22 protein-coding genes and 1 tRNA gene are annotated in these 26,738 nt (G+C 67.1%); 8 read left to right on the top strand and 15 right to left on the bottom strand.

From position 1 onward, the window contains the following. Window positions 1-60 precede the first annotated feature (60 nt). A complete protein-coding gene (locus AC3WLE_RS06300) occupies window positions 61-978 on the bottom strand; it encodes a LysR family transcriptional regulator (protein WP_492351560.1) in 918 nt (305 codons plus the stop codon). A gap of 241 nt (window positions 979-1,219) precedes the next feature. Here AC3WLE_RS06300 and AC3WLE_RS06295 point away from each other — a divergent pair, with 241 nt between their 5' ends. From AC3WLE_RS06295 to AC3WLE_RS06285, 3 genes are all read left to right on the top strand, one after another. Then, window positions 1,220-1,729: a nucleoside deaminase gene (locus tag AC3WLE_RS06295; protein WP_492318708.1), complete on the top strand. Its 510-nt coding sequence runs from the start codon at window positions 1,220-1,222 to the stop codon at window positions 1,727-1,729. A 138-nt stretch (window positions 1,730-1,867) separates the two neighbouring features. Further along, complete coding sequence (locus AC3WLE_RS06290) at window positions 1,868-2,059, top strand: hypothetical protein (RefSeq protein WP_454751400.1); 192 nt, start codon at window positions 1,868-1,870, stop codon at window positions 2,057-2,059. Between the two features lie 32 nt (window positions 2,060-2,091). Then, entirely contained in the window at window positions 2,092-4,338 is a 2,247-nt protein-coding gene (locus tag AC3WLE_RS06285; RefSeq protein WP_492351558.1) for a phosphocholine-specific phospholipase C, read from the top strand. A 61-nt stretch (window positions 4,339-4,399) separates the two neighbouring features. Here the strand turns inward: AC3WLE_RS06285 and AC3WLE_RS06280 are convergent. Both AC3WLE_RS06280 and rpoD read right to left on the bottom strand, forming a co-directional pair. After that, window positions 4,400-4,478: transfer RNA gene (locus AC3WLE_RS06280), tRNA-Ile, on the bottom strand. A gap of 10 nt (window positions 4,479-4,488) precedes the next feature. Continuing rightward, window positions 4,489-6,765, bottom strand: a complete 2,277-nt coding sequence (gene rpoD, locus AC3WLE_RS06275) for an RNA polymerase sigma factor RpoD (protein WP_492318710.1) — start codon at window positions 6,763-6,765, stop codon at window positions 4,489-4,491. Between the two features lie 19 nt (window positions 6,766-6,784). Here rpoD and AC3WLE_RS06270 point away from each other — a divergent pair, with 19 nt between their 5' ends. Further along, complete coding sequence (locus tag AC3WLE_RS06270) at window positions 6,785-7,150, top strand: hypothetical protein (RefSeq protein WP_010813634.1); 366 nt, start codon at window positions 6,785-6,787, stop codon at window positions 7,148-7,150. A gap of 95 nt (window positions 7,151-7,245) precedes the next feature. On the opposite strand, the gene dnaG is transcribed toward AC3WLE_RS06270, so the two are convergent. The 4 genes from dnaG to AC3WLE_RS06250 all read right to left on the bottom strand — a co-directional run bounded on the left by dnaG (window position 7,246) and on the right by AC3WLE_RS06250 (window position 11,452). Continuing rightward, window positions 7,246-9,057 carry a DNA primase gene (gene dnaG / locus AC3WLE_RS06265; protein WP_492318711.1) on the bottom strand — a complete coding sequence of 604 codons (1,812 nt, stop codon included), beginning with the start codon at window positions 9,055-9,057 and terminating at the stop codon, window positions 7,246-7,248. 201 nt (window positions 9,058-9,258) lie between these two features. Next, entirely contained in the window at window positions 9,259-9,708 is a 450-nt protein-coding gene (locus AC3WLE_RS06260) for a GatB/YqeY domain-containing protein (protein WP_492318712.1), read from the bottom strand. A gap of 128 nt (window positions 9,709-9,836) precedes the next feature. Then, a complete protein-coding gene (rpsU, locus tag AC3WLE_RS06255) occupies window positions 9,837-10,049 on the bottom strand; it encodes a 30S ribosomal protein S21 (RefSeq protein ID WP_492318713.1) in 213 nt (70 codons plus the stop codon). A gap of 137 nt (window positions 10,050-10,186) precedes the next feature. Further along, window positions 10,187-11,452, bottom strand: coding sequence for a BaiN/RdsA family NAD(P)/FAD-dependent oxidoreductase (locus AC3WLE_RS06250; RefSeq protein WP_492318714.1), 1,266 nt, complete (start codon window positions 11,450-11,452; stop codon window positions 10,187-10,189). Window positions 11,453-11,609: 157 nt separating this feature from the next. Here AC3WLE_RS06250 and tsaD point away from each other — a divergent pair, with 157 nt between their 5' ends. Then, window positions 11,610-12,644 carry a tRNA (adenosine(37)-N6)-threonylcarbamoyltransferase complex transferase subunit TsaD gene (gene tsaD, locus AC3WLE_RS06245; RefSeq protein ID WP_010813639.1) on the top strand — a complete coding sequence of 345 codons (1,035 nt, stop codon included), beginning with the start codon at window positions 11,610-11,612 and terminating at the stop codon, window positions 12,642-12,644. A 60-nt stretch (window positions 12,645-12,704) separates the two neighbouring features. Here the strand turns inward: tsaD and folE2 are convergent, their stop codons facing one another. The 4 genes from folE2 to AC3WLE_RS06225 form a co-directional block, all read right to left on the bottom strand. Next, the gene (gene folE2, locus AC3WLE_RS06240; RefSeq protein WP_492318715.1) at window positions 12,705-13,508 is read right to left on the bottom strand and encodes a GTP cyclohydrolase FolE2; all 804 of its coding nucleotides are present in this window, start codon (window positions 13,506-13,508) and stop codon (window positions 12,705-12,707) included. A 217-nt stretch (window positions 13,509-13,725) separates the two neighbouring features. Further along, the gene (dxs, locus tag AC3WLE_RS06235) at window positions 13,726-15,642 is read right to left on the bottom strand and encodes a 1-deoxy-D-xylulose-5-phosphate synthase (protein ID WP_492318716.1); all 1,917 of its coding nucleotides are present in this window, start codon (window positions 15,640-15,642) and stop codon (window positions 13,726-13,728) included. A 25-nt stretch (window positions 15,643-15,667) separates the two neighbouring features. Further along, a complete protein-coding gene (locus AC3WLE_RS06230) occupies window positions 15,668-16,552 on the bottom strand; it encodes a polyprenyl synthetase family protein (RefSeq protein WP_492318717.1) in 885 nt (294 codons plus the stop codon). Further along, a complete protein-coding gene (locus tag AC3WLE_RS06225) occupies window positions 16,549-16,857 on the bottom strand; it encodes an exodeoxyribonuclease VII small subunit (RefSeq protein WP_492318718.1) in 309 nt (102 codons plus the stop codon). Before AC3WLE_RS06225 ends, AC3WLE_RS06230 begins: the two co-directional genes overlap by 4 nt. Before the next feature lie 380 nt (window positions 16,858-17,237). Here AC3WLE_RS06225 and AC3WLE_RS06220 point away from each other — a divergent pair, with 380 nt between their 5' ends. From AC3WLE_RS06220 to AC3WLE_RS06210, 3 genes are all read left to right on the top strand, one after another. Beyond that, window positions 17,238-18,341 carry an aromatic ring-hydroxylating oxygenase subunit alpha gene (locus tag AC3WLE_RS06220; RefSeq protein ID WP_492356996.1) on the top strand — a complete coding sequence of 368 codons (1,104 nt, stop codon included), beginning with the start codon at window positions 17,238-17,240 and terminating at the stop codon, window positions 18,339-18,341. A 210-nt stretch (window positions 18,342-18,551) separates the two neighbouring features. After that, on the top strand, window positions 18,552-19,475 hold the full coding sequence (locus tag AC3WLE_RS06215; protein WP_010813645.1) for a DMT family transporter: 924 nt from the start codon (window positions 18,552-18,554) through the stop codon (window positions 19,473-19,475). A 49-nt stretch (window positions 19,476-19,524) separates the two neighbouring features. Beyond that, complete coding sequence (locus tag AC3WLE_RS06210) at window positions 19,525-20,382, top strand: sulfurtransferase (RefSeq protein WP_492318720.1); 858 nt, start codon at window positions 19,525-19,527, stop codon at window positions 20,380-20,382. Between the two features lie 2 nt (window positions 20,383-20,384). Here AC3WLE_RS06210 and AC3WLE_RS06205 read toward each other — a convergent pair whose 3' ends face one another. The 4 genes from AC3WLE_RS06205 to polA form a co-directional block, all read right to left on the bottom strand. Then, on the bottom strand, window positions 20,385-21,275 hold the full coding sequence (locus AC3WLE_RS06205) for a ZIP family metal transporter (RefSeq protein ID WP_011615804.1): 891 nt from the start codon (window positions 21,273-21,275) through the stop codon (window positions 20,385-20,387). Between the two features lie 121 nt (window positions 21,276-21,396). Continuing rightward, window positions 21,397-22,275 carry a dienelactone hydrolase family protein gene (locus AC3WLE_RS06200; RefSeq protein ID WP_010813648.1) on the bottom strand — a complete coding sequence of 293 codons (879 nt, stop codon included), beginning with the start codon at window positions 22,273-22,275 and terminating at the stop codon, window positions 21,397-21,399. 158 nt (window positions 22,276-22,433) lie between these two features. Continuing rightward, complete coding sequence (locus tag AC3WLE_RS06195; protein ID WP_492318721.1) at window positions 22,434-23,759, bottom strand: NAD(P)/FAD-dependent oxidoreductase; 1,326 nt, start codon at window positions 23,757-23,759, stop codon at window positions 22,434-22,436. A gap of 158 nt (window positions 23,760-23,917) precedes the next feature. Continuing rightward, on the bottom strand, window positions 23,918-26,734 hold the full coding sequence (polA, locus tag AC3WLE_RS06190) for a DNA polymerase I (RefSeq protein ID WP_492356995.1): 2,817 nt from the start codon (window positions 26,732-26,734) through the stop codon (window positions 23,918-23,920). Window positions 26,735-26,738: the final 4 nt, after the last annotated feature.

Below are 26,738 nucleotides of genomic sequence, written 5' to 3'. Positions count from 1 at the left end.
TCGGGCGAATCGGATCAAACGCGCGATTGCGTCTGACTACCATAGTCCATCGCCACGCCCTCAGCGGGTGGTCCGCTGCCCGCGCCGGTCGACCTCGAACACCATGTTTTCCCGGAAGCGCTGCCGCAGCCACTGCTCGGTCCGGCCCTGCGGCCGGCCCGACTTCGCCCAGATCAGGTCGACGCTGACCAGCCAGTCCGTGTACGGATAGGCCGCCAGGTCCAGTTCCACCAGTTCGCCGCGCTCCAGCGCCGCGCGCACCAGTTGCCGCGGCAGCGTGGCCCAGCCCAGCCCGCTTTTCACCATTTCGACCAGCGCCAGGTAGCTTTCGGCGCGCCACACCCGCGCTGCGCGCAGGTATTCGCTGGTGGGCAGCTTGTCGGCATGCGCGCTGAAGGCCAGGCGCCGATAGGCGTGCAGGTCGGCAAACGAGACCTGCTCGCGCCCGGCCAGCGGGTGTCCCGGGTGCACCACATGCACCATGATCAGCTTGCCCAACTGCACGAAGGCCAGTTCCGGCGCGTAGTGCGGCTGCGCGAAGGCGATGCCGAGCTCGGCCTCGCCCTGCAGCACCAGTTCGCTGACATCGCCGTAGACCGGATTGCGGATGGTCAGGTCGACATACGGAAACTCCCGCTCGAATTCGGCCAGCACCGGCATCACCGCGTGGTACGGGATTTCGATCGCCAGCGTCAGCCCGGGCGGGTTGGCATCGGCCAGGCTGGCGGCATGGGCCTGCAGCGAGAGGCAGCGCTCCAGCACGGCTTCGGCCTCGGTCAGCAGCTTGCGGCCGGCCCCGGTCAGCGCCGGATTGCGGCTGCTGCGGTCGAACAGCGGCACGCCGAGGTCGATCTCCAGGTTGGACACCGCCGCACTGACCGTGGACTGGGTCTTGCCCAGGCGCCGCGCGGCGGCGGAAAAGGAGCCTGTCTCAACCACCAGGGCGAATACCTGCAACTGGTCCAGCGAAAAACGCATGGCCATCCTCCCGCGACCCATCGACTGGATCGATAGGTATTGATTTGTTGTACCGAAGAAGTTGCGGAGATGATGCTGCAACAACCGAGGGATCACAAATCCCGGCAAACCCGGCCGGCGTTGCCCAATCCGCTCAACGGCAGCGCCGCACAGGCCGGCACGGAAGCGCCGCTGCTGCCGGCGCAAGCCGAAGAACCCACCCAATCCTGATCCCTTTCCCCCAAACCGGAGACCCCCAAACATGACCCGAATCACAGACCCGTCCGGCGCCGAACTCTCGCCGCTCGACCTGGAACTGCTGCACCAGTCGATCGCACTGTCCGATGCATCCAGGGCCCGCGGCCGCCATCCGTTCGCCGCGCTGGTGGCCGACCAGGCCGGCAATATCATCGCCAGCGCCGGCAACAACTCGATGCCTCCGGAGGGCGACCCGACCCAGCACGCCGAACTGGTCGCCGCCGCGCAGGCCGCGCGTGCGCTGCCGCCGGAGCAACTGGCCGACTGCACCCTCTACACCAGCGCGGAGCCGTGCTGCATGTGCGCCGGCGCGATCTACTGGACCGGCATCGGGCGCGTGGTCTATGCGCTGTCAGAGCACAAGCTGCTGGGCCTGACCGGCGACCATCCGGAGAACCCGACCTTCTCGCTGCCTTGCCGCGAAGTGTTCGCGCGCGGGCAGCGCCGGGTGGACGTGGTCGGGCCAGTGCTCGAGGACGAAGCCGCGGCACCGCACGCGGGCTTCTGGAAGTAGCCATCGTGCCTGCCGTCCGCCCGGCGGACGGCAGGATCGGCGTTGGACATTCTGTCATCGGCACGTCACCCCGCCTTCCTACACTCGCCTGGCTCCGGCTCCCAGCAGCCGCCACACCCACCCAGCCAGGCGAACCCGATGCTCCCCTGCAAACTCCCAAGAACCCTGGCCGCGACCCTGATCGCGGCGGCATTGCTCACCGCATGCGGTGGCGATGACGGCGGCGGCAACCTGTCGCCGAGTGCGACTGTCACGCCGAACGCACAACCGGAACAGCCCGGCAAGAAGCCGGACCAGCGGCCCGACCCCGTGATCCGCTGCGCCCCCTGACAACGCAAGTCCCGACGCCATCCGACAAGACCATGGTCTCTCGCCGCAACTTCCTGCAAGCCGCAGCCGGCACCGGCTTCGCCGCCGCCGCGCTGGCCGCGTTCCCGCCCAGCATCCGCAAGGCCCTGGCCATCCCGGCCAACAATGCCACCGGCACCATCAAGGATGTCGAGCATGTGGTGATCCTGATGCAGGAGAACCGTTCCTTCGACCACTACTTCGGCACGCTCAAGGGTGTGCGCGGGTTCGGCGACCGCTTCACCATCCCGCTGCCCAATGCGCGCAAGGTATGGCAGCAACAGCGCGCCAACGGCGCCGTGCTGACCCCGTATCACCTGGATGGCACCAACAACAACGCGCAGCGCGCGGCCGGCACGCCGCATGCCTGGGTGGACAGCCAGCAAGCCTGGGACCACGGCCGCATGGCGAACTGGCCGACGTACAAGACCAATACCTCGATGGGCTACTTCAAGGAGAAGGAGATCCCGTTCCAGTTCGCACTGGCCAATGCATTTACGCTGTGCGACGCGTACCACTGCTCGATGCATACGGGCACTGACGCGAACCGTTCATTCCACCTGACCGGCACCAACGGCCCGACGGCTGCCAACGTGGCCTTCGTCAACAATGAGTGGGATGCGATCGACGGCCTGCCCGCGTCGGCCAACACCGGCTACACCTGGAAGACCTACGCCGAGCGGCTGGAAGCAGCCGGCATCAGCTGGATCTGCTACCAGAACATGCCGGACGAATGGGGCGACAACATGCTGGGCGCGTTCCAGCAGTTCCGCAAGGCCAACCTGGCGTCGGGCTTTCCGGTATCCAGCGGCGGCGCGCCGGGCGCGCCCTACGCCAACACCGGCCAGCCGCTGCCTTACCACGCCTACGATGCGGCCACCGACAATGCCGCCAATCCGCTATACAAGGGCGTGGCCAACACTCTGCCCGGCACCAGACCCGAGGAATACCTCGACGCCTTCCGCCGCGACATCAAGGAAGGCAGGCTGCCGCAGGTATCGTGGATCAACGCGCCGTCGATCTACTGCGAGCATCCCGGCCCGTCCAGCCCGGTCCAGGGCGCGTGGTTCCTGCAGGAAGTGCTGGACTCGCTGACCGCCGTGCCCGAGGTCTGGAGCAAGACCGTGCTGCTGGTCAACTTCGACGAGAACGACGGCTACTTCGACCACGTCCCCTCCCCCTCGGCGCCGTCGGTGAACCCCGACAAGACGCTGGCCGGCAAGGCGACGCTGAGCAATGCCGAGATGCAGGCCGAATACTTCAACCATCCGGCGCCACCGGGCAGCAGGACCCAGCCTGCTGCCGACGGCCGCGTGTACGGGCCCGGGCCGCGCGTGCCGCTTTACGCGATCTCGCCATGGAGCCGTGGCGGCTGGGTCAATTCCCAGGTGTTCGACCACACCTCCGTGCTGCGCTTCCTGGAAGCGCGGTTCGGCGTGGCAGAACCCAACATCAGCCCCTTCCGCCGCGCCGTCTGCGGCGACCTGACCAGCGCGTTCAACTTCAAGACGCCCAACTCGGAAACCCTGCCCACGCTGGGCGGGCGCACCACGCGCAGCGGTGCCGACCAGCTGCGCCAGGCCCAGCAGGCCCTGCCCGCGGTGCCGCTGCCAGTCGACATGCAATTGCCGCTGCAAGCCACCGGCACCCGCCCGTCACGCGCGCTGCCGTATGAGCTGCACACCAGCGCGCGCTGCAGCGCCGTGGGGCAGGTCGAACTGGTGTTCGCCAACACCGGCACGCAAGCCGCGGTGTTCCACGTCTACGACCGCTACCAGCTGGGCCGCATTCCGCGCCGCTATGTCGTGGAAGCCGGCAAGTCCCTGAGCGACACCTGGAACGTGTTCCAGGACAACGCCGGGCAATACGACCTGTGGGTGCTGGGCCCCAACGGCTTCCACCGACATTTCCGCGGCGATACCAACCGCATCGGCGACACCGGCATCGCACCGGAGATCCGCGTCTGCTACGACATTGCCAACGGCGATGTCTATGTCGACCTGATCAACGCCGCCCGCAAAGCCTGCCACTTCAGCATCCAGGCGCTCGCGTACCGGACCGATGGCCCGTGGCCGGTCACCGTCGGCGCCAACGGCGACAAATCCGTGCACTGGTCGCTGGAGGAAAGCGGGCAGTGGTATGACTTCGCGGTGACGTGCGACAGCGACCCGGCCTTCTATCGACGCTTCGCGGGGCGGGTGGAGACCGGCAGGCATACGGTGAGCGATCCGGCGATGGGGGTGGTGACAGCGCAGGATTGAGCGGTAGTTCGAGGCAAGAAAAAAGGGACTGCAGGTATCAACCTGCAGTCCCTTTTCACATTGGTGGGCCTCCCGTGAGTCGAACACGGCACCAACGGATTATGAGTCCGCTGCTCTAACCAGGCATGAGCTAGAGGCCCTTGGAAGCGATTAGTTGCCTTCCAGGAAGCTCTTCAGCTTGTCCGAGCGGCTCGGGTGGCGCAGCTTGCGCAGTGCCTTGGCCTCGATCTGGCGAATCCGTTCACGCGTGACGTCGAACTGCTTGCCGACCTCTTCCAGCGTGTGGTCGGTGCTCATTTCGATGCCGAAGCGCATGCGCAGCACCTTGGCTTCGCGCGGCGTGAGCGAGTCCAGCACGTCCTTGACGACGTCGCGCATGGAGCCGTGCAGTGCCGCTTCGGCCGGGGCCAGCGTGTTGGTGTCCTCGATGAAGTCGCCCAGATGGGAGTCGTCGTCGTCACCGATCGGCGTTTCCATGGAGATCGGCTCTTTGGCGATCTTCATGATCTTGCGGATCTTGTCTTCCGGCATCTCCATCTTCTCGGCCAGCGTTGCCGGATCCGGCTCGTTGCCGGTTTCCTGCAGGATCTGGCGCGAGATGCGGTTCATCTTGTTGATGGTCTCGATCATGTGCACCGGAATGCGGATGGTGCGCGCCTGGTCGGCGATCGAGCGCGTGATGGCCTGGCGGATCCACCACGTGGCGTAGGTCGAGAACTTGTAGCCGCGACGGTATTCGAACTTGTCCACCGCCTTCATCAGGCCGATGTTGCCTTCCTGGATCAGGTCGAGGAACTGCAGGCCGCGGTTGGTGTACTTCTTGGCGATCGAGATCACCAGGCGCAGGTTGGCCTCGGTCATCTCGCGCTTGGCTTCGCGGGCACGACGCTCGCCCTCGGCCATCTTGCGGTTGACGCCCTTCAGTTCCTTCAGCGGCAGCACCACGCGCGACTGCAGGTCGATCAGCTTCTGCTGCAGCTCGTGCACGGCCGGCACATTGCGCTCGACAATGGTGCTGTAGGGCTTGCCGTCGGCGACGATGGTGTGGACCCACTCGAGGTTGGTCTCGTTGCCCGGGAAGCGGGCGACGAACTCCGCGCGCGGCATGCCGCACTTGTCCACAATGGTGTTCAGGATGGCACGCTCGAGCTTGCGCACTTCGTCCACCTGGCCGCGCAGCGTGTCGCACAGGCGCTCGACATTGCGGGCGGTGAAGCGGATGCCCATCAGCTCGGCCTGGATGGCTTCCTGCGCCTTGACGTAGGGCTTGGAGTTGTAGCCTTCCTTTTCGAACGCGCGGCGCATCTTGTCGAACTGCTCGGCGATCACGCGGAATTTCTCCAGCGCGTTCTGCTTCAGTTCTTCAAGCTGGCGCGCGGAGGCGCCGGCACCGGCGCCGCCTTCATCGTCCTCGTCCTCGTCGGCGTCTTCCTCGTCGTCGGACTCGAGGTCCTCTTCAGCGGCAGGCGCAGCGGCGGCGGCCGGGGACTCGGCCACTTCCTCGGCGTTCGGGTCGATCAGGCCGTCGACGAATTCGTCGATCTTGATCTCGTCGTTGGCCACGCGCTCGGCATGGGCCAGGATCTCGGAGATGGTGACCGGGCAAGCCGAGATCGCCATCACCATGTCCTTCAGGCCGGCCTCGATGCGCTTGGCGATCTCGATTTCGCCTTCGCGCGTCAGCAGCTCGACCGTGCCCATCTCACGCATGTACATGCGCACCGGGTCGGTGGTGCGGCCGAACTCGGAGTCAACCGTGGACAGGGCCGCTTCGGCCTCTTCCTCGGCTTCTTCCTCGCTGGTGGCGGACGGTGCGTTGTCGTTGAGCAGCAGCGTCTCGGCATCCGGCGCCTGTTCATAGACAGCGATGCCGATGTCGTTCAGCGTGGCGACCAGCGTGTCGATCGTTTCCGAATCGACCATGTCGTCCGGCAGGTGATCGTTGATTTCCGCGTAGGTCAGGTAGCCGCGCGACTTGCCCAGCTTGATCAGCGCCTTGAGTTTCTGGCGACGCAGCTCAAGCTCTTCCTCGGTGCCCTGCTGGGTCGAGGCGAACTCCTTGAGCAGGGCCTTTTCCTTGGCCTTGCGGTCCTTGGCTTTCTGCTTTTCGGTCTTCGGCGCCGCGGCCGGGGTTGCCGCCGGGCGCGCATCGTTCTCGTAAAACTCTTCAGTCACGTCGTCTGTTGTGCTGTCGTCGTGCTGCATCTCGGCCTTGGGCTTGCGGCCACGCTTTTTCGGCTCCGGCTTGATTGCCGGCGCAGCGGGACGCTCGGATGCAACGGATGCAGGTGTCGCGGCACGCGCCTTGGTTGCCGTAGTGGTGGTGCCGGCCTTGGCCTCCCCACTCTTGGCGCCGGCGGCTGCCGCTCGCTTGCTCTCGACTTCGGTATTCTGCTGTTTCGCCACGGTGATACTCTTACCTTTCACTGGTGCAGATGCGGCGACCTTGCCGCTCGTACTGGCGCTCTTGCCGCTCTCGCGTGCCGAAGTCGAGGCCTTTGTCTTTTCGGATGTGCGAGTCCTGGCGGGAGTCGTCACGGCGGGCGCTTGCGCGCTACGCACGGACTTTGATGGCGCAGACCGGGCTGGTGTCTTGACTGACGCGGTCGATGTCTTCGCCGCCGTTGTTTTCACAGACGCCTTGCCGCTCCCTGATTGGGGAGCTTTAGAGGTAACCCTTTCGGTTGCTTTGGCCTTTGCCATTGGCACGCTCACTTTCACCAGAACTGGAGAGAAAGATTTCGCAATCCAAACCGGCTATTGTAGCACGCCACGCATAGCCGGCTCCCTGTCAGGTGAGGTTTTCACCTGAAAAATCAAGGCTTAAGCTCGGCGGGGCCGGGCCCAGTCCCTTATCCAACGCTTACCGCTGCCTCCTGGTTGATGACCAGGGCACCCGCAGGCGCCTCAGCCAAGTTGGCGCCGCCGGTGGATTTCGCCCACCAGCCAGCGCATGCGCTGCTTGGCCGCTTCATCGGCCGTGCCGGCCACTACCTCCGCCTGCAGTCCGTCGAGTTCGCGCCGCAGCGGCTCGGCCAGCAGCTTGGTAATGGCCGCATCGAAATCCTGTATTGCAGGTGCTTCCTCGATCTCTTCTCGCAGCACCGCGGCACGCGCCACGGCATACACCTCGGCATACGGCGACTGGGCCAGGTGTTCGCTGAAGGCCGCAAAATTGACCTCGCCCTGCACGCTGTCGCACGCCTCCACCAGGTGCGCCAGCACTTCACTGTCACTGCTCTCGCCGCCCAGCAGCAGCGCGCGTGCATCCTCGTCCAGCCTCGCCGACAGCGCCGGATAGCACATCAGCAGCTGGATCACCCGCTGCTCCAGCCCAGTCGGGGCCTGACGGCGCGTGCGCGGGCGCGGCTGGGCGAAGCGGCCGACGCGGGCCGGGTCGCTGCGCAGGCCGCAGATGGCCTCGATCTCCGCGGGTGTCGTTGCCGTGGCATCGGCAAGTTCGCGCACAATCTGTAGCCTCAGGCCGCCGGCGGGCATGGCCTGCAGTAGCGGCTTGGCCTCGTACTGGGCGCGGGCGCGGCCTTCGGGCTGGCGCAGGTCCAGGTCTTCGGTGACGGACTGCAGCAGGAAGCGCGACAGCGGCATGGCGTTGCGCACCTGGGTGGCAAAGGCCTCAGTGCCCTCTTCGCGCACATAGCTGTCCGGATCGTGCTCCGCCGGCAGGAACAGGAAGCGGATGGTCTTGTTGTCCGCCACATGCGGCAGGCAGGCTTCCAGCGCGCGCCGGGCCGCGCGGCGCCCGGCAGAGTCGCCGTCGAACGAGAACACCACGGCGTCGGTCTGGCGCAGCAGCTTCTGCACGTGCACAGGGGTGCACGCCGTGCCCAGGGTGGCAACGGCATTGGCAAAACCGAGCTGGGCCAGCGCCACGACGTCCATATACCCTTCGACCACCAGCACGTAGCCGGTTTCCCGGATCGCGTGACGGGCCTCGAACAGCCCGTACAGCTCCGTGCCCTTGCTGAACAGCGGGGTTTCGGGAGAGTTCAGGTACTTGGGCTCGCCCTGCCCCATCACGCGCCCGCCGAAGCCGATCACGGCCCCCTTGGTGTTGCGGATAGGGAACATGATGCGGTCGCGGAAGCGGTCATAGCGGCGCGGCTTGCCGTCCGCATCGCGCTTGTCGCTTTCGATCAGCAGGCCGCACTCGACCAGCGGCGCCGACACGTTGTCATCACGATAGCTGCCGAACACGGCCTCCAGGCCCTGCCAGTCATCCGGCGCGTAGCCCAGGCCAAAGTTCGCGGCGATCTCGCCGGTCAGGCCGCGGCCCTTCAGGTACTGGATCGCCTGCGGCGCGCCGCGCAGCTGGCGGCGGTAGAAATCGGTGGCGCGGGTCATGGCGTCGGACAGCGCCACCGAACGGGCCTGCTGCTCCGCGCGCTGCCCGGGCGGCAGCCGGTCGCGCTCTTCCGGCACGCTCATGCCGACCGACTGGGCCAGTTCGCGCACCGCTTCCGGGTAGGACTGGCCGGAAAACTCCATCAGGAAGCCGATGGCCGAGCCGTGGGCGCCACATCCGAAGCAGTGGTAGAACTGCTTGGTCGGCGACACCGTGAATGACGGCGATTTCTCGTTATGGAAGGGGCACAGCCCCATGAAATTGGCGCCGCCCTTCTTCAGCTGCACATACTTGCCCACCACATCGACAATGTCGACACGGTTGAGCAGGTCCTGAATAAAGGATTGCGGAATCACCCGACTGACCGTCCTGAGGCATAGCCGTCCCGCGGCGGGCGGCTTCTTTTAGGAATGCGTGACCGGTGCGGCGCCCGGCTGCTATCGGAATATTGTAGTGCAGCGTGATAGGGCCGCCGGGACTGTCTGACATCTCCGTGCAACTGCACCGAACGACGCAGATCCGGTGCTTATCTTGCCAGCAACCGATTAAATCAGTATTTACTTTGCTGCAAGTGCCGCCTTGACCAGGGCCGATACGGCGGTCATGTCGGCACGGCCGGCCAGCTTGCTCTTGAGCACGCCCATGACCTTGCCCATGTCCTGCGGACCGGCGGCGCCAGTGGCGGCAACGGCCTGCTGGACTTCGGCGGCGACGTCCTCGTCCGACAGCGCAGCGGGCATGTAGGCCTTCAGCACCTCGACTTCCGCCGACTCCTTGTCTGCCAGGTCATTGCGACCTGCCTGCTGGAACTGGGAGATCGAATCCTTGCGCTGCTTGATCAGCTTCTCGACCACGGCCAGAACGGCGGTATCGTCCAGTTCCACGCGCTCATCGACCTCGCGCTGCTTGATGGCGGCCAGCAGCAGGCGGATGGTGCCGAGGCGCTCCGTTTCGCGCGCGCGCATGGCGGTCTTCATGTCTTCGCTGATACGGGCTTTGAGGGACATCGTGATCTTCCAGAAAGTGGGTGGACACTCACAGGTGGCGGCGGTGACCGCCCGCTGCAAGGCCCAGAATGCAAAAACCCGCCGAAGCGTAGGCCACAGCGGGTCGGATACAAGCGGGAGCGCCGGGGTCAGTACAGTTTCTTCGGCAGCATCTGGCTGCGGATGCGCTTGTAATGGCGCTTTTCGGCGGCTGCCTTCCTGCGTTTGCGCGCGGCGGTGGGCTTTTCGTAAAACTCGCGCGCCCGCAGTTCCGGGAGCAGCCCGTTCTTCTCGATGGTGCGCTTGAAACGGCGCATGGCAACTTCAAAAGGCTCGTTTTCCTTGAGATGGATCGTGGTCATTTGGCCAGAAAATGAAGAATTTTCGGGATAAGCGGCTCTACGAAGAGCTGGATTGTAGCACCAACAATCGAGCGCGGAAGTGGCGTGCAACGGACACTTGCCAAGTGCCGCCCACTGCCCTTCCAGCCTTCGCCAGACTACCCTTGGGCTACCGATTGCCCTGCCGAAGCGGTGCGCGATGCCTCAGCCGCGGCCTGCCCCGCCGCCACCGCGGACGCCCACGCCCACTGGAAGTTGTAGCCGCCCAGCCAGCCGGTCACGTCCACCACCTCGCCGATGAAATACAGGCCCGGCACCTCGCGCGCCATCATGGTGGTTGACGACAGCGCCCGCGTGTCGACCCCGCCCAGCGTGACCTCGGCCTTGCGGTAGCCCTCCGTGCCCGACGGCACGATGCGCCAGCCGTTGAGCGTGGCGCCAAGCTTGCGCAGGGCCTTGTCGGTCACATCATGCAGCGGCATGGCGGCATCCACGCCCGAGGCCGCGCACCAGGCATCGGCCAGCCGCGCCGGCAACCGTTGCGCCAGCAGGTTGCCCAGGTGCTTGCGGCTGCCGGCCTTCTGCTCCAGCAGCCACGCGGCGGCATCCTCGCCATCAAACAGGTCGATGGCGATCGGCGTGCCGGGACGCCAGTAGCTGGAGATCTGCAGCACGGCGGGACCGGACAGGCCGCGATGGGTCCACAGCAGGTCTTCGCGGAAGGCTCCGGCCGTCTTGCCATTGCCGGTGGCGATATCCACTTCCAGCGACACGCCGGCCAGCGGCGCGAACGGCACCCAGTCCTTGCCATCGAAGGTCAGCGGCACCAGCGCCGGCCGGGTTTCGACGATGCCCAGCCCGAACTGCCGGGCGATGCGATAGCCAAAGTCGGTGGCGCCGATCTTGGGGATCGACAGGCCGCCGGTGGCCACCACCAGCGCCCCGGCCCGCACCGTGCCGGTGGCGGTGAGCAGCAGGAAGTCGTCGCCCTCGCGCCGGACCTCGGCCACGCTGCAGCCGGTCTGCCAGCGCACATGGCCGGTGTCGCATTCGGCGCGCAGCATGGCGATCACGTCTTCGGCGCTGTCGTTGCAGAACAGCTGGCCGCGATGCTTCTCGTGCCAGTCGATGCCGTAGCGGCGCATCAGGCCAAGGAAATCCTGCGGCGTGTAGCGCGCCAGCGCCGAGCGGCAGAAGTGCGGATTGGACGACAGGTAGTTGGCGGGCCCGGCCTGCAGGTTGGTGAAATTGCAGCGCCCGCCGCCCGAGATGCGGATCTTCTCGGCAAGCTTGGTGGCATGGTCGATCAGCACCACGCGCGCGCCGTTCTGGCCGGCCACGGCGGCACACATCATGCCGGCCGCGCCCGCACCCAGCACGGCCACGTCATACCGGCCCGTCCGGGCCGATGTTGCCCCGCTCATTGCACGCCTCGCGCATCCATGTGTATTGCCACCGCCAGAGAAAGGGCAGATTGTAGCGAAAAGCACGCCGCGCGCCGCTGTGCTACCCTGCGCGCTTCCTGCAACCTGTTGTTTCGACAGCCGTTTCCCTGACCGGAGACGGCCCTATGCGCTTCCCATGCTTGTCCTCGGCATCGAATCCTCCTGCGACGAAACCGGCCTCGCCCTCTATGACACCGGCGCCGGCCTGCTCGCGCACGCGCTGCACTCGCAGATCGCCATGCACCGCGACTACGGCGGCGTGGTGCCGGAACTGGCGTCGCGCGACCATATCCGCCGCGTGCTGCCGCTGCTGGAGCAGGTGCTGGCCGATGCCGGCCGTACCCGCCAGGACATCGACGCCATCGCCTTCACCCAGGGCCCCGGGCTGGCCGGCGCACTGCTGGTGGGCGCCTCGGTGGCCAATGCACTGGGCTTTGCGCTGAACGTGCCGATGGTGGGCGTGCACCACCTGGAAGGCCACCTGCTGTCGCCGCTGCTGACGCGCGAGCCGCCGCCCTTCCCGTTCGTGGCGCTGCTGGTGTCGGGCGGGCATACGCAGTTGATGGAAGTGCGCGGCATCGGCGACTACACGCTGCTGGGCGAAACCCTGGACGACGCCGCCGGCGAAGCCTTCGACAAGACCGCCAAGCTGCTGGGCCTGGGCTATCCGGGCGGCCCCGAAGTGTCGCGGCTGGCCGAATTCGGCATCCCCGGCGCCTTTGCGCTGCCGCGACCGATGCTGCATTCGGGCAACCTGGATTTCTCGTTCGCCGGACTGAAGACCGCGGTGCTGACGCAAACCCGCAAGCTCGCCAACACCTGCGAGCAGGACCGCGCCAACCTGGCGCGCGCCTTTGTCGATGCCATTGTCGACGTGCTGGCCGCCAAGTCGATGGCGGCGCTCAAGCAGACCGGCCACAAGCGGCTGGTGGTGGCGGGAGGCGTGGGTGCCAACCGCCAGTTGCGCGAGCGGCTGGACCAGATGGGCAAGCAGCGCAAGATCGACGTGTATTACCCGGATTTGGCGTTCTGCACCGACAACGGCGCGATGATCGCGTTTGCCGGCGCCATGCGCCTGCAGGCCGCGCCCGAACTGGCGCGGCACGAGTATGGCTACGGCGTGACGCCGCGCTGGGACCTGGCGGATATCCGCCTGCCTTCGGCGGCCTGAACCGGACCGAAAAAAGAGCCACCGCATGCGGTGGCTCTTTCCATTGCAGCGACAACGCGGTCAGTCGACGCGCTTGTCCCGCTCGATCACCGCATACGCGCTGTGGTTGTGGATCGACTCAAAGTTCTCCGCCTCCAGCACATAGGCCACGATGCGGTCATCCGCATTCAGCCGCATGGCGATATCGCGCACCAGGTCCTCGACGAACTTGGGGTTCTCATAGGCGCGCTCGGTGACGAACTTCTCGTCCGGGCGCTTGAGCAGGCCCCACAGCTCGCACGAGGCCTCTTCCTCGGCCATGCGCACCAGCGCTTCCACCGGCAGCTCGCCGGCCAGTTCCACGTCCATGGTGATATGCGAACGCTGGTTGTGCGCGCCGTATTGCGAGATCTTCTTCGAGCACGGGCACAGGCTGGTCACCGGTACCAGCGCCTTCAGGAACACGCGCGTGGCGCCGTTGCGCACTTCGCCGGTCAGCGTGACCTCGTAGTCCAGCAGCGACTCCACGCCCGACACCGGCGCGGTCTTGCTGATGAAGTACGGGAAGGTGACCTCGATGCGGCCGGCCTCGGCTTCCAGCTTTTCCAGCATCTTGTCCAGCATCAGCCGGAAGCTGGACAGCTCCAGCGGCGCGCGCTCTTCTTCCAGCAGCGCGACGAAGCGCGACATATGCGTGCCCTTCTGGTCCGCCGGCAGGTGCACGTCGAGATTGAAGGTGCCCACGCTCGGCACGATGCCGGTCGGGGTCTTAAGGGTCACGGGGTAACGCACGCCCTTGACACCGACACGCTGGATGGGGATCTGGCGGGTGTCGGGGCTCGACTGGACGTCGGGCATGACGAAGGCGGGATTGATGTCATTCATCTACGGTTTCCTCCAGGGTCGCGCCCAGGTGGGACAGCACGAGCCCTTACGGTCGCGGCAATTTCGCAGTCCATCCATGCCGCGCAACGAGTGTGAAACCACGGGATCCGGCAAGTGGCACGCCGGCCCGCAGCTGCGAACACAAAAAAGGGGAGTTTAAGGGAATTCGGACGCACTCGTGGTGCGAGGGCCGAATCCCCTTCGGGACAGCAGGTGATCAGGCCACGCGCGAGGCGACCGTGACCTTGGGCTGGTCCAGCCCGAAGCGCTCGCGCACCGAGCGCTCGATGCCGGCCGCATCCAGGCCGCATTGCTGCAGCAGATAGGCCGGGTCGCCGTGGTCGACGAAGCGGTCGGGCAGGCCCAGCGTCAGCACCGGCTTGTCGATGCCGGCCTCGGCCAGTGCCTCCAGCACGGCGCTGCCGGCGCCGCCCATCACGCTGCCCTCTTCCACCGTCACCAGGTAGTCGTTCTCCGCGGCCAGGCGCTTGACCAGCTCCACGTCGAGCGGCTTGACGAAGCGCATGTCGGCGACCGCGGCGTCCAGCGCCTCGGCGGCACCCAGGGCCGGGTGCACCATCGAGCCGAACGCCAGGAAGCCCACGCGATGCCCCGCGCGCGCACCGCCCTCGCGGCGCATCACGCCCTTGCCGACTGGCACGGTGGCGAGCTCTGCGGCAATGGCCGCGCCCGGGCCGGAGCCGCGCGGATAGCGCACGGCGCTCGGGCACGCCTGGTGGAACGCAGTGGTCAGCAGCTGACGGCACTCGTTCTCGTCGGACGGCGTCATCACCATCATGTTGGGGATGCAGCGCAGGTAGGCGATATCGTAGGCACCCGCGTGCGTGGCACCGTCGGCGCCGACCAGGCCGGCACGGTCCAGCGCGAACACCACCGGCAGGTTCTGCAGCGCCACGTCGTGGATCAGCTGGTCGTAGCCGCGCTGCAGGAAGGTCGAGTAGATCGCCACCACCGGCTTGAGACCCTCGCAGGCCAGGCCGCCGGCGAAGGTCACGGCGTGCTGCTCGGCGATGCCCACGTCGTAGTAGCGGTCCGGGAAGCGCCGCTCGAACTCGACCATGCCCGAGCCCTCGCGCATCGCCGGGGTAATGCCGACCAGGCGCTTGTCGGCCGCGGCCATGTCGCACAGCCAGTCGCCGAACACCTGCGTGTAGGTCTTGCGCGCCGGCTTGGCCGCCGGGCGGATGCCCTCGGCCGGGTTGAACTTGCCCGGGCCGTGGTAGAGGATCGGGTCGGCCTCGGCCAGCTTGTAGCCCTGGCCCTTCTTGGTCACCACGTGCAGGAACTGCGGGCCCGCGCCCTCGAGCGCGCGCTCGCGGATATTCAGCAGCGTCGGCACCAGCGAGTTCAGGTCGTGGCCGTCGATCGGGCCGATGTAGTTGAAGCCGAATTCCTCGAACAGCGTGGCCGGCACCATCATGCCCTTGGCATGTTCCTCGAAGCGCTTGGCGAACTCCAGCACCGGCGGCGCCACCGACAGGACTTTCTCGATGCCCTTCTTGGTGGCCGCGTAGAACTGGCCGCTCAAGAGCCGCGCCAGGTGGCGGTTGAGCGCGCCCACCGGCGGCGAGATCGACATGTCGTTGTCGTTGAGCACCACCACCAGCGGCAGGTCCTTGTAGACGCCGGCGTTGTTCAGGGCCTCGAAGGCCATGCCCGCGGTCATGGCGCCGTCGCCGATCACCGCCACCGAGACGCGCTTCTCGCCCAGCGTGCGCGCACCCAGCGCCATGCCCAGCGCGGCCGAGATCGAGGTCGACGAATGCGCCGTGCCGAAGGTGTCGTATTCGCTCTCGCTGCGACGCGGGAAGCCCGAGATGCCGCCCCACTGGCGCAGCGTGCCCATGCGCTCGCGGCGCCCGGTCAGGATCTTGTGCGGATAGCTCTGGTGGCCCACGTCCCACACCAGCCGGTCATCGGGGGTGTTGAAGACGTAGTGCAGCGCGATGGTCAGCTCGACCGTGCCCAGGTTGGACGACAGGTGGCCGCCGGTCTGCGAGACCGACTCCAGCACATAGGCGCGCAGTTCGTCCGCCAGGGTCTGGAGCTCGCGCCGGTCGAGCTTGCGCAGGTCTGCGGGGGCGTCAATCTTGTTGAGGAGTGCGTAGGTCATGATGTCCGTTCGGCCGGCTCTCTGTTTAGTGTGTGCGCAGCACGATCAGGTCCGCCAGGTCCCGCAGGCGGTCCGCGCGCTCGCCAAAGCCGGCCAGCGCCTCGTGAGCGTCGGCGCGCAGCGTCCCGGCCAGTGCGCGTGCCGGGTCAAGCCCCATCAGCGACACATAGGTCGGCTTGTCATGGGCGGCGTCCTTGCCGGCGGTCTTGCCCAGCGTGGCGGTATCGGCAGTGACGTCCAGAATATCGTCAACCACCTGGAACGCCAATCCCACTGCCGCCGCATAGCGGTCCAGCGCGGCCAGGCCCTCGGCGTCGATTTCACCACATAGCGCACCCATGCGTACACTGGCGCGCAACAGCGCGCCGGTCTTCATGCGATGCATGGCCTCGAGCGCCTCGCGCGTCATGGCGCGGCCCACGTTCTGCAGGTCGATCGCCTGGCCGCCGGCCATGCCGGTCGAGCCCGACGCCAGCGCCAGCTCGGCCACCAGCTGCAGCCGCGCCGCGGGCGCGATCGCCCCGGCACCGGCCAGCACGATAAAGGCCTGGGTCTGCAGCGCGTCGCCAACCAGCAATGCGGTGGCCTCGTCATAGGCCTTGTGCACTGTGGGCCGGCCGCGGCGCAGGTCGTCGTCGTCCATGCAGGGCATGTCGTCGTGCACCAGCGAATAGGCGTGGATCATCTCCACCGCGCAGGCCGCCGCGTCGCAGGCGGCCGGAGCCGCCCCGCTGACCTCGCCGGCGGCATGCACCAGCAGCGGCCGCACGCGCTTGCCGCCGCTCAGTGCAGCATAGCGCATGGCTTCGTGCAGCGTATGCGGGACGGTCCCGGCAGCGGGCAGCGCCGCCTGCAGGGCGGCCTCGGTGCGGGCGCCCTGGGCCTGCATCCATTGGGCAAAATCACTCATGCCTCGTCCGCCCCCAGTGCACCGTTGGCGCCATTGCCCTCGCCGGCCAGCGGCTTGAGCACATCGCCATCCAGCACGCGGACCTGCTGCTCGACCCGTTCCAGCTTCTGCTGGCAGTAGCGCACCAGCTCGGCGCCGCGGCGGTAGGCCGCCAGCGATGCCTCCAGCGGCAGTTCGCCGCTTTCCATGCTGGCCACCAGCGTTTCCAGCTCGGCCATCGCCGCTTCGTAGGAAGCGGGCGGCGCCGATGCGCTGGTGTCGGCGGTGTTGTCGGTCTGGACCGGAGCGGTCGTCGTTTTTGGCATATCAGGACCTGGAATCAAGGACCCCGGGGGAAACCCGGATGGGGAAGCCCGGATTTTACGCCAAAGCGGGAGCTTGCCCCATCCTTGCGCACGGTCGGCGTGGACCTATCGGGGTGCACAAACCACAGAAGTGACTTGTGCGCTCGGGTCGTCTTTCCGAATGCGCCCGGTACGGCACCCCGATGACGACCCGGGTCGACTTTTTCGCTAAAAAGGCAAAAAAATCAGTCCCTTAACTTTTTGGGTCGGGTACAATCTCCCCCTCGCCGCCAGGGGGCTACCGGACCTTGCCGACCTGGCGGAAGTCTTTCCCAAATCGATTCAATTTTCGATGGTTGGGTTGTTCACTGCTTTCACCTGTTCATCTGGGAGTGGGGATAATGTCCAATCTCAGCACCGCGCTCAACCTGGCGCCGGCTGATTCGCAACTGCCCGTCGGCGCCTATTTCGACGAAGCGCTGCATCAACAAGAACTCGAACTGCTGTTCAGGAATGGCCCGGGCTATATCGGCCACGAGCTGATGGTTCCGGAAGTCGGCGACTACCACACGCTCAGGGCCGAGGACGAAGGCCGCATGCTGGTACGCAACGCCGCCGGCATCGAACTGATGTCCAACGTCTGCCGCCACCGCCAGGCCATCATGCTCAACGGCCGTGGCAATGCGCAGAACATCGTCTGCCCCCTGCACCGCTGGACCTACGACCTGAAGGGCGAGCTGCTCGGCGCGCCGCATTTCGACAAGCAACCCTGCCTGCACCTGAAGCGCTCGCCGCTGCAGAACTGGAACGGCCTGCTGTTCGACGGCAAGCGCGACGTGCGCGCCGACCTGGCCAGGCTGGGTGTGGCGCAGGACCTGAACTTCGACGGCTACATGCTGGACCACGTCGAGGTGCACGAGTGCGACTACAACTGGAAGACCTTTATCGAGGTCTACCTGGAGGACTACCACGTCGTGCCGTTCCACCCGGGGCTGGGCAGCTTCGTCTCGTGCGACGACCTCAAGTGGGAGTTCGGCGAGTGGCACAGCGTGCAGACCGTGGGCCTGCATGCCGGCCTGAAGCGCCCCGGCAGCCCGACGTACCAGAAGTGGCACGACGCGGTGCTGCGCTTCAACGACGGCGTGCTGCCCAAGCACGGTGCGATCTGGCTGACCTACTACCCCAACATCATGGTGGAGTGGTACCCCAACGTGCTGGTGATCTCGACGCTGCACCCGCTCGGCCCGCGCAAGACGCGCAATGTGGTGGAGTTCTACTACCCCGAGGAAATCGCGCTGTTCGAGCGCGAGTTCGTAGAGGCCGAGCGCGCCGCCTACATGGAAACCTGCATCGAGGACGACGAGATCGCCGAGCGCATGGATGCCGGCCGGCTGGCGCTGCTCAAGCGCGGCACCAGCGAAGTCGGGCCGTACCAGTCGCCGATGGAAGACGGCATGCAGCATTTCCATGAGTGGTATCGCCGCGCCATGGCTTACGCGGGCTAGTCCGGCGGACTAGTGCGATAACCGCACAACGCACGCAAGAACGGACCGCCCCGGCGGTCCGTTTTCCTTTGGGACGCGAAGTGCGCTGCTAGAATCATTGTCCGGTGCCGGCAGCCACACCGCTTGCGCGACGCGAGGCCAGACACGAAGCCCGCCCGCGCGCCGGACGCCTCTCCTTCCCGCTTCGTTTCGCTTCACCGCGCCCTCGCCATGCAATCGCTCTGGATGCTGTTCGCCGCCTTCGCCTTCTCGTTGATGGGGGTTGGCGTCAAGCTGGCATCCGATCTCTACACCACCGGCGAGATCGTCTTCTACCGCGGCCTGATCAGCGTGGTCATCATGTGGGTGCTGCTGTCCTCGCGCGGGATCCCGGTGCGCACGCCCTACATGCTGTCGCACATCAAGCGCAGCGTGTTCGGCGTGACCGCGCTGATGCTGTGGTTCACCTCGATCTCGCTGCTGCCGCTGGCCACCGCGATGACGCTGAACTACATGTCGCCGGTGTGGATCGCGCTGATCCTGGGCGCCGGCGCGGCGCTGGCCGGCACCGGCGGCAATGCCGACCGGCGCCTGGTGCTGGCGATCCTGCTGTCCTTTGCCGGCGTGATCTGCCTGCTGCAGCCTTCGGTCGGCAAGGACCAGCTGACCGGCGGCCTGGTCGGACTGATCTCGGGCATGTTCACGGCGCTGGCCTATGTCGAGGTGCGCCAGCTCGGCCAGCTGGGCGAGCCCGAGGGCCGCATCGTGTTCTATTTCTCGCTGGTCGGCATGATCGCCGGGCTGGTGTGGATGCTGCTGGGCGGCGTCAGCGCGCATACCTGGTACGGCGCCGGCCTGCTGCTGGCCATCGGCATCCTGGCCACGCTGGGACAGACCGCGATGACGCGCGCCTACAAGCGCGGCAACACGCTGCTGACCGCCAACCTGCAATACGCCGGCATCGTCTTTTCCAGCGTGTGGGGCATGCTGATCTGGTCCGACCGGCTGAACTGGCTGTCGTGGCTGGGCATGGGGCTGATCATCGCCAGCGGCATCGCCACCACGCTGATGCGCGCGCGCCAGGGCACCGATGCCAAGCCCACGCCGGCCACGCCGGTCAAGTCGCCGGAGGCGGAAGTCCACCCCGAGGTGTAGCATCCCCTGGTGAACTAGACCCATTTCCATCGATCGCAACAGGATTCCCATGCAGAAACCGCTGATTTCCGTCACCGCGCTGCAATCGCTGCTGGCCACCCCCGGCGGCTGCGTCGTGATCGACTGCAGCTTCGACCTGGCCGACCCGGCCGCCGGCCGCGAGGCCTACCGCACCGGCCACCTGCCCGGCGCCTTCTACCTGCACCTGGACAACGAGCTGTCCGGCCCCAAGACCGGCAGCAACGGCCGCCACCCCCTGCCCGACGCCGACGACCTGGTGGCGCGCCTGCAGGCGCTGGGCGTGGACGACGACACCCCGGTAGTGGCCTACGATGCGCAGGGCGGCATGTTCGCCGCGCGGCTGTGGTGGCTGTTGCGCTGGCTCGGCCACGATGCCGTGGCCGTGCTCGACGGCGGCAAGGACGCCTGGGTCAAGGCCGGCCTGCCGCTGGAACACGATGCCACAGAAGAGCCGGAATTCCCCGGCAAGTTCCAACGCCGCAAGTCGCTGGCGCCGACCGTCGACGCCGCCGCGCTGGTGGACAACCTCGAGCGCGCCTCGCTGCTGGTGGTGGATGCGCGCGCGCCCGACCGCTTCCGCGGCGAGAACGAGACGCTGGACCCGGTTGGCGGCCATATCCCCGGCGCGGTCAACCGCTTCTTCAAGGACAACCTGGGCGCGGACGGCCGCTTCAAGCCGGCCGAGACCCTGCGCGCGGAATTCGGCGCAGTGCTGGGTGCGCGCGCCCCGGCGCAGGCAGTGATGCAGTGCGGCTCCGGTGTCACGGCTTGCCACAACCTGCTGGCGCTGGAAGCGGCCGGCCTGGGCGGCGCGGCGCTGTACCCGGGATCATGGAGCGAATGGTGCGCCGATCCGGCGCGCCCGGTCGCGACCGGGGCCGCCTGAGGTCAGCGTGACGAGGCAATGGGCGCGGCGGGCGCAATATGGCCGTGCCCGCCGTGGCTGTGGCTCTCGTGCACGCCGTTGGTGATGAAGACGATCGCCGAGATGCCCGCGGCCACCAGCACCACCTGGATCGCCGACTCGCGCCAGCGCGGCTTGCGCTGCATCTGGGGCATCAGGTCGCTGACCGCGATATAGAGGAAGCTGCTGGCGGCAATCACCAGCACGTACGGAATCCAGCCGCTCAGCTGGTCGAGCAGGAAATACCCGACCACGCCGCCGGCGATGGCCGCCAGGCTCGACAGCAAGTTGAAGGCAAAGGCACGGGCCTTGGAGAAGCCGGCATTGAGCAGCACGATGAAGTCGCCGACTTCCTGCGGGATCTCGTGCGCCGCGATCGCCAGCGCGGTGACCACGCCGATATGCGGATCGGCCAGGAAGGCCGCCGCGATCACAATGCCGTCGGCAAAATTGTGGAAGGTGTCGCCGACCAGGATGGTCAGGCCGCTGCGCCCCGCTTCCTCGCGGTCATGGCCGTGGTGATGGTGGTGCCCGTCGCCCTCGTGGTGGTGCGAGTGGCGCAGTAGCGAGATCTTTTCCAGCAGGAAGAAACCGAGCAGCCCCGCCAGCAGCGTGCCGAACAGCGCGCGCGGGTCGGCGCCGGACTCGAACGCCTCGGGCAGCGAATGCAGCAGCGCGGTGGCCAGCAGCACGCCCACCGAAAAGCTCACCATGCGCTCGACCACGCGGGACGCCACCGTCAGCGACAGCAGCGCCGCCCCGAAGATGCTGCCCACCCCCGAGATCGTGGCGGCGAGCAGGATATACAAAAGCGTCGAATGGATGATGGGCTCCCGGGGTGGCGGTACCGGGCGGCCCCGCCGTTCCGCCCGCATCGCGCCGGGCGGCTAACGCAACAATGTTGCAATAACTCAAAGGCCGCATTGTACGTATCCGCCGGGACTTTGCAATCCTGCTGTCGGGCGAGAGGCGCCTCGCGGCGCCGGGACGGCCGGATCAGGCCACGCCGTGCTGCCTGAACCAGTCCAGGCACTTCTGCCAGCCATCCCTGGCATCGGCTTCACGGTAGCTGGGCCGGTAATCGGCATGGAAGGCATGGCCGGACTCGGGATAGACGATAAAGCGCGAGGCCTTGGCGTCCGGGTCGGACGACGCCGCCAGCGCGGACTTCATCCTCTCCACCTGCTCCTGCGGGATGCCGGTGTCCTTGCCGCCATACAGGCCGAGTACCGGGGCATGGAGCTGGCCGACCAGGTCGATGGGATTCTTCGGCTTGAGCGGAGTCGGCTCGGGCGCCAGCTGGCCATACCAGGCCACGCCGGCCTTCAGGCGCTTGCTGTGCGCTGCATAGAGCCAGGTCATGCGCCCGCCCCAGCAGAAGCCGGTGATGGCCAGGCGCGACACGTCGCCGCCGTTGGCACCGGCCCAGGCCACCGCGGCGTCCAGGTCGCCCATCACCTGCGCGTCAGGCACCTTGGCAATCACCTCGCGCTGCAGCTCCTGGATGGTGCCGAAGCTCTGCGGATCGCCCTGGCGCGCGAACAGTTCCGGCCCGATCGCCAGGTAGCCCAGCTTGGCAAAGCGCCGGCACACGTCGGCGATATGCTCGTGCACGCCGAAGATCTCGCTGACCACCAGCACCACCGGCAGGTTCTTCTTGCCTTCGGGCTGGGCGCGGTAGGCCGGCATGCTGAAGCCGCCCGAGGGGATGGTGACCTCGCCGGCGCTCAGGCCGGCAAAGTCGGTCTTGATGGCCTGCTGGGCCATCACCGGCAGCGCGGCCGCCGCAAAGGCGGAACCCAGCGCCGTCTTGACAAAGCCGCGGCGGTCGAACGTCTGGCCGGGGACGAGGCTATCCACTTCCGGTTTGAGCATGCGTGTCTCCAGGATCGTTGGTGGCTGGGCCGGGATGCGGCGCCAGCGGCAGATTTTAAGCAGACATGGAGAAAACATGGGGCGGCTTTGCAGCCACCCCCGCACGCCAGCCGCCCGCGCGGCATGGTGCAGCGCGGGAAGCCCCGGCCCGGCGCGCGTCAGTGCAGCTTGACGCGCGGGCTGGTCTTGCGGCGCAGCCAGTGCGAGACCGTGTCCAGCGCCATGCCCACGGCGCCGTGCAGCGCCATTACATGCATCCGGTACAGCGACGTGTACATGACGCGCGCCATCAGCCCTTCGATGAACATCGAGCCGCCGATCAGCCCGCCCATCAGGCTGCCCACCGCGCTGAAATGCCCCAGCGACACCAGCGAGCCGAGGTCCTTGAAGGCGAACGACGGCAGCGGACGCCCGTCCAGCCGGGCGCGCAGGGCGTTGTAGAGGAAGGTGGCCTGCTGGTGCGCGGCCTGTGCGCGCGGCGGCACCGTGGTCTGCTTCTCGGCCCACGGGCAGCTGGCGCAGTCGCCGAAGGCGAAGATGTCCGGGTCGCCCTCGCTCTGCAGCGTCGGGCCGACCACGATCTGGCCCTGGCGGCTGACCGGCAGCCCCAGCGTGGCCAGCACCGGCGGCGCGGTGATGCCCGCCGCCCATACCGTCAGGTCGGCATCGATATGCTTGCCGCTGGCGGTCAGCACCGCCTGCGGCGTGACCTCGGTCACGCGCTCGCTGGTCAGGACACCGACGTCGAGCTTCTTGAGCAGCTTGGCGGTCTCGACCGAGACCCGTTCGGACAGCGCCGGCAGGATGCGCGGGCCGGCCTCGATCACGTGGATATGCACGTCGCGGCGCGGGTCAAGCTGGTGCAGGCCGTAGGCGCTGAGCACGTGCGCGGTGTTACGCAGTTCGGCCGACAGCTCAACGCCGGTGGCGCCCGCGCCGATGATGGCCACGTCAACGCGCGGCCGGCCGTCCTCGCCCACGCGCCCGCGCCCGTTCTGGGCCCGCACGCAGGCCGCGATCAGCCGCTTGCGGAAGCGCTCGGCCTGCGCCACGACGTCCAGTGCGATGGCATTCTCGGCCGCGCCGGGCACGCCGAAGAAATGCGTGACGCAGCCGATCGCCAGCACCAGCGTGTCATAGGGCAGCTCGCGCGCCGGCAGCAGTTCGGCGCCGTCCTCGTCGAAGCTGGCCGATACCGAGATGGTCTTGCGGGTGCGGTCGATGCCGGTCAGCTCGCCCAGCTGGAACTCGAAGTGATGCCAGCGCGCCTGCGCCGCGTATTCCAGCTGGTGCGTGTTGGGGTCCATGCTGCCGGCTGCCACTTCATGCAGCAGCGGCTTCCAGATGTGGGTGGGCAGGCGGTCCACCAGCACCACCTGCGCCTGCCCCTTGCGGCCGAGCTTGTCGCCCAGCTTCGTTACCAGTTCCAGCCCCCCTGCTCCCCCACCGACGACAACGATGCGGGGCGTCCTTGTTTCTGTCATGGTCTACCTGATGCGTTTTTTGTAAATTCTTGCCTGAGGCGTTTGCCACAGTCTGCTGCATTGCAGCATGGCTGGCAAGCCGGTGGGCCTGACTCAGCAGTCGCTTCATTCGATACCACAACGCATGGGCGGCGCAGGCTGGCTGACAGGCGGCCTCGTCAGTGCGCTTCTTCCCAGTTGGCGCCGCTGCCCACTTCGGCCACCAGCGGCACGCGCAGCTGCGCCACCGAGCACATCAGCTCCGGCAGCCGCACCTTGACCAGCTCCAGCTCATGCTCCGGCACCTCCAGCACCAGTTCATCGTGCACCTGCATGATCTGGCGCGTCTGCAGCCCGTCGCGCTCCAGCCAGCCCTGCACCGCGATCATCGACAGCTTGATCAGGTCGGCGGCGGTGCCCTGCATCGGCGCGTTGATGGCGGCGCGCTCGGCGGCCTGCCGGCGCGGGCCGCTGCCGCCGTTGATGTCGGGCAGCCACAGCCGGCGGCCGAACACGGTCTCGACATAGCCTTGCTCGCGCGCGGTCTGCCGGGTCTCTTCCATGTAGTGGGCCACGCCCGGGTAGCGCATGAAATAACGGTCGATGTAGTGCTTGGCGGCCTCGCGCTCGATACCCAGGTTGCCGGCCAGGCCGAACGCGCTCATGCCGTAGATCAGGCCGAAGTTGATCACCTTGGCGTAGCGGCGCTGCTCGCTGCTGACGGCCTCGCGCTCCACGCCGAAGATCTCGCCGGCGGTGGCGCGGTGGATGTCCTCGCCGTTGGCAAAGGCGCGCAGCAGGTTCTCGTCGCCCGAGATATGGGCCATGATGCGCAGCTCGATCTGCGAGTAGTCGGCCGACACGATCACGCTGCCGGGCTCGGCGATAAAGGCTTCGCGGATGCGGCGGCCCTCCTCGGTGCGCACCGGGATGTTCTGCAGGTTGGGCTCGGTCGACGCCAGCCGGCCGGTCACCGCGGTGGCCTGGCCGTAGCTGGTGTGCACGCGGCCGGTCCGCGGGTTGACCATCTTGGGCAGCTTGTCGGTATAGGTGGACTTGAGCTTGGCCAGGCCGCGGTAGTCCAGCAGCAGCTTGGGCAGCGGGTAGTCCTCGGCCAGCTTCTGCAGCACCTCTTCGTCGGTCGAGGGCGCGCCGCTGGCGGTTTTCTTCACCACCGGCAGCTTCATCTGGTTGAACAGGATCTCGCCGATCTGCTTGGGCGAGCCCAGGTTGAAGGGCTGGCCGGCGGCCTCGTAGGCGGCCTGCTCCAGCGCCAGCATGCGCTGGCCCAGCTCGGCGCTCTGCGCGGCCAGGCGTTTGGCATCGATCAGCACGCCGTTGCGCTCGACCTTCTGCAGCACCACCGAGACCGGCATCTCGATCTCTTCATACACGCGGCGCAGGCCCGCCGCGGCTTCCACCTGCGGGAACATCTTGCGGTGCAGGCGCAGGGTCACGTCGGCGTCTTCGGCAGCGTATTCGGTGGCGCGCGCCAGGTCGATCTGGTCGAAGCCGATCTGGCTGGCGCCCTTGCCGCACACCTCTTCATAGGTGATGGTCTTCAGGCTCAGCAGGCGCTCGGCCAGGCTGTCCATGCCATGGTTGCGGTGCGAGGCCAGCACGTAGCTCTGCAGCATGGTGTCGTGCGCCACGCCGCGCAGCTTCACACCATGGTTGGCAAAGACATGGACGTCGTACTTGAGGTTCTGGCCCAGCTTCGGGCGGCCGGCATCTTCCAGCCATGCACGCATGCGCCCCAGCACGAACTCGCGCGACAGCTGGCCGTGGTCGGGCAGCCCGGCCACGTCCGGGCCACGGTGCGCCACCGGGATATAGCAGGCCACGCCCGGCTCGACCGACAGCGAGATGCCGACCAGCTGCGCCTGCATCGGGTCCAGCGAAGTAGTCTCGGTGTCGATCGCCACCAGCGGTGCGGCCTCGATGCGCCGCATCCAGTCATCCAGCTGGGCTTCCGTGCTGACCGTCTGGTAGCTGATCTCGGTCGGCGCGGCCTGGTCCGCTGCCGGTGCCTCGGCTGCGCCGGCCGCGGCCGGCACATCGAACAGGCCGCCTTGCGCCGGCGCGGGGGCCGCGCGGGCGCGGGCCTGGGCGCGGGCATCGGGCAGGCTTTCGCCGGTCGCTTCGCGCAGCCAGGTCTTGAAGCCGTAGCGCGAGAAAAACGCCACCAGCTTGTCCTTGTCCTCGCCGATTTCGCGCAGCGCGTGGAAGTCCGCCACCGCGGCGGAGAGGTCGCAGTCGGTCTTGACCGTGACCAGCTGGCGCGCCATCGGCAGCCAGTCCAGCGTATTGCGCAGGTTCTCGCCCACCACGCCCTTGATGCCGGGGGCGGCGGCGATCACGCCGTCGAGCGAGCCATGCTCGGCCAGCCATTTGACCGCGGTCTTGGGGCCGACCTTGGGCACGCCCGGCACGTTGTCGACCGCATCACCGATCAGCGACAGGTAGTCGATGATGCGCTCGGGCGGCACGCCGAACTTGGCCACCACGCCAGGGGGATCGAGCACCTCGCCGCTCATGGTGTTGACCAGCGTGACCTGGTCGTTGACCAGCTGCGCCAGGTCCTTGTCGCCGGTGGACACCACCGTGCGCACGCCCTGCTCCGTGGCCTGGCGCGACAGCGTGCCGATCACGTCGTCGGCCTCCACGCCGTCAACCACCACGATCGGCCAGCCCATGGCGCGCACGGCCTCATGGATCGGCTCGATCTGGCGCGCCAGGTCTTCCGGCATCGACGGGCGATGTTCCTTGTAGGCCGGATACATGTCGTCGCGGAAGGTCTTGCCCTTGGCGTCGAACACGCAGGCGCTATACTCTGCCGGGTAGTCGTTGCGCAACTTGCGCAGCATGTTGATCATGCCGTAGATTGCCCCTGTGGGCAGACCCTCCCCATTCCTCAGGTCCGGCAGAGCGTGATAAGCGCGATACAGATAGCTCGATCCATCGACGAGCAAGAGTGTTTTTGGACTATCCGACATTCCC

It is taken from the genome of Cupriavidus sp. FW306-1B-F12B, from assembly GCF_058781795.1.
The sequence above is the reverse complement of the archived record's forward strand: the minus strand, read 5'-3'. Positions and strand labels throughout refer to the sequence as shown.

Excerpts from the sequence above, each read along its gene's own strand:
- AC3WLE_RS06300 (WP_492351560.1), bottom strand. The coding sequence starts at position 978 with ATGCGTTTTTCGCTGGACCAGTTGCAGGTATTCGCCCTGGTGGTTGAG.
- AC3WLE_RS06295 (WP_492318708.1), top strand. The coding sequence starts at position 1,220 with ATGACCCGAATCACAGACCCGTCCGGCGCCGAACTCTCGCCGCTCGAC.
- AC3WLE_RS06290 (WP_454751400.1), top strand. The coding sequence starts at position 1,868 with ATGCTCCCCTGCAAACTCCCAAGAACCCTGGCCGCGACCCTGATCGCG.
- AC3WLE_RS06285 (WP_492351558.1), top strand. The coding sequence starts at position 2,092 with ATGGTCTCTCGCCGCAACTTCCTGCAAGCCGCAGCCGGCACCGGCTTC.
- AC3WLE_RS06260 (WP_492318712.1), bottom strand. The coding sequence starts at position 9,708 with ATGTCCCTCAAAGCCCGTATCAGCGAAGACATGAAGACCGCCATGCGC.
- rpsU (WP_492318713.1), bottom strand. The coding sequence starts at position 10,049 with ATGACCACGATCCATCTCAAGGAAAACGAGCCTTTTGAAGTTGCCATG.
- AC3WLE_RS06250 (WP_492318714.1), bottom strand. The coding sequence starts at position 11,452 with ATGAGCGGGGCAACATCGGCCCGGACGGGCCGGTATGACGTGGCCGTG.
- tsaD (WP_010813639.1), top strand. The coding sequence starts at position 11,610 with ATGCTTGTCCTCGGCATCGAATCCTCCTGCGACGAAACCGGCCTCGCC.
- folE2 (WP_492318715.1), bottom strand. The coding sequence starts at position 13,508 with ATGAATGACATCAATCCCGCCTTCGTCATGCCCGACGTCCAGTCGAGC.
- dxs (WP_492318716.1), bottom strand. The coding sequence starts at position 15,642 with ATGACCTACGCACTCCTCAACAAGATTGACGCCCCCGCAGACCTGCGC.
- AC3WLE_RS06230 (WP_492318717.1), bottom strand. The coding sequence starts at position 16,552 with ATGAGTGATTTTGCCCAATGGATGCAGGCCCAGGGCGCCCGCACCGAG.
- AC3WLE_RS06225 (WP_492318718.1), bottom strand. The coding sequence starts at position 16,857 with ATGCCAAAAACGACGACCGCTCCGGTCCAGACCGACAACACCGCCGAC.
- AC3WLE_RS06220 (WP_492356996.1), top strand. The coding sequence starts at position 17,238 with ATGTCCAATCTCAGCACCGCGCTCAACCTGGCGCCGGCTGATTCGCAA.
- AC3WLE_RS06215 (WP_010813645.1), top strand. The coding sequence starts at position 18,552 with ATGCAATCGCTCTGGATGCTGTTCGCCGCCTTCGCCTTCTCGTTGATG.
- AC3WLE_RS06210 (WP_492318720.1), top strand. The coding sequence starts at position 19,525 with ATGCAGAAACCGCTGATTTCCGTCACCGCGCTGCAATCGCTGCTGGCC.
- AC3WLE_RS06205 (WP_011615804.1), bottom strand. The coding sequence starts at position 21,275 with ATGCGGGCGGAACGGCGGGGCCGCCCGGTACCGCCACCCCGGGAGCCC.
- AC3WLE_RS06200 (WP_010813648.1), bottom strand. The coding sequence starts at position 22,275 with ATGCTCAAACCGGAAGTGGATAGCCTCGTCCCCGGCCAGACGTTCGAC.
- AC3WLE_RS06195 (WP_492318721.1), bottom strand. The coding sequence starts at position 23,759 with ATGACAGAAACAAGGACGCCCCGCATCGTTGTCGTCGGTGGGGGAGCA.
- polA (WP_492356995.1), bottom strand. The coding sequence starts at position 26,734 with ATGTCGGATAGTCCAAAAACACTCTTGCTCGTCGATGGATCGAGCTAT.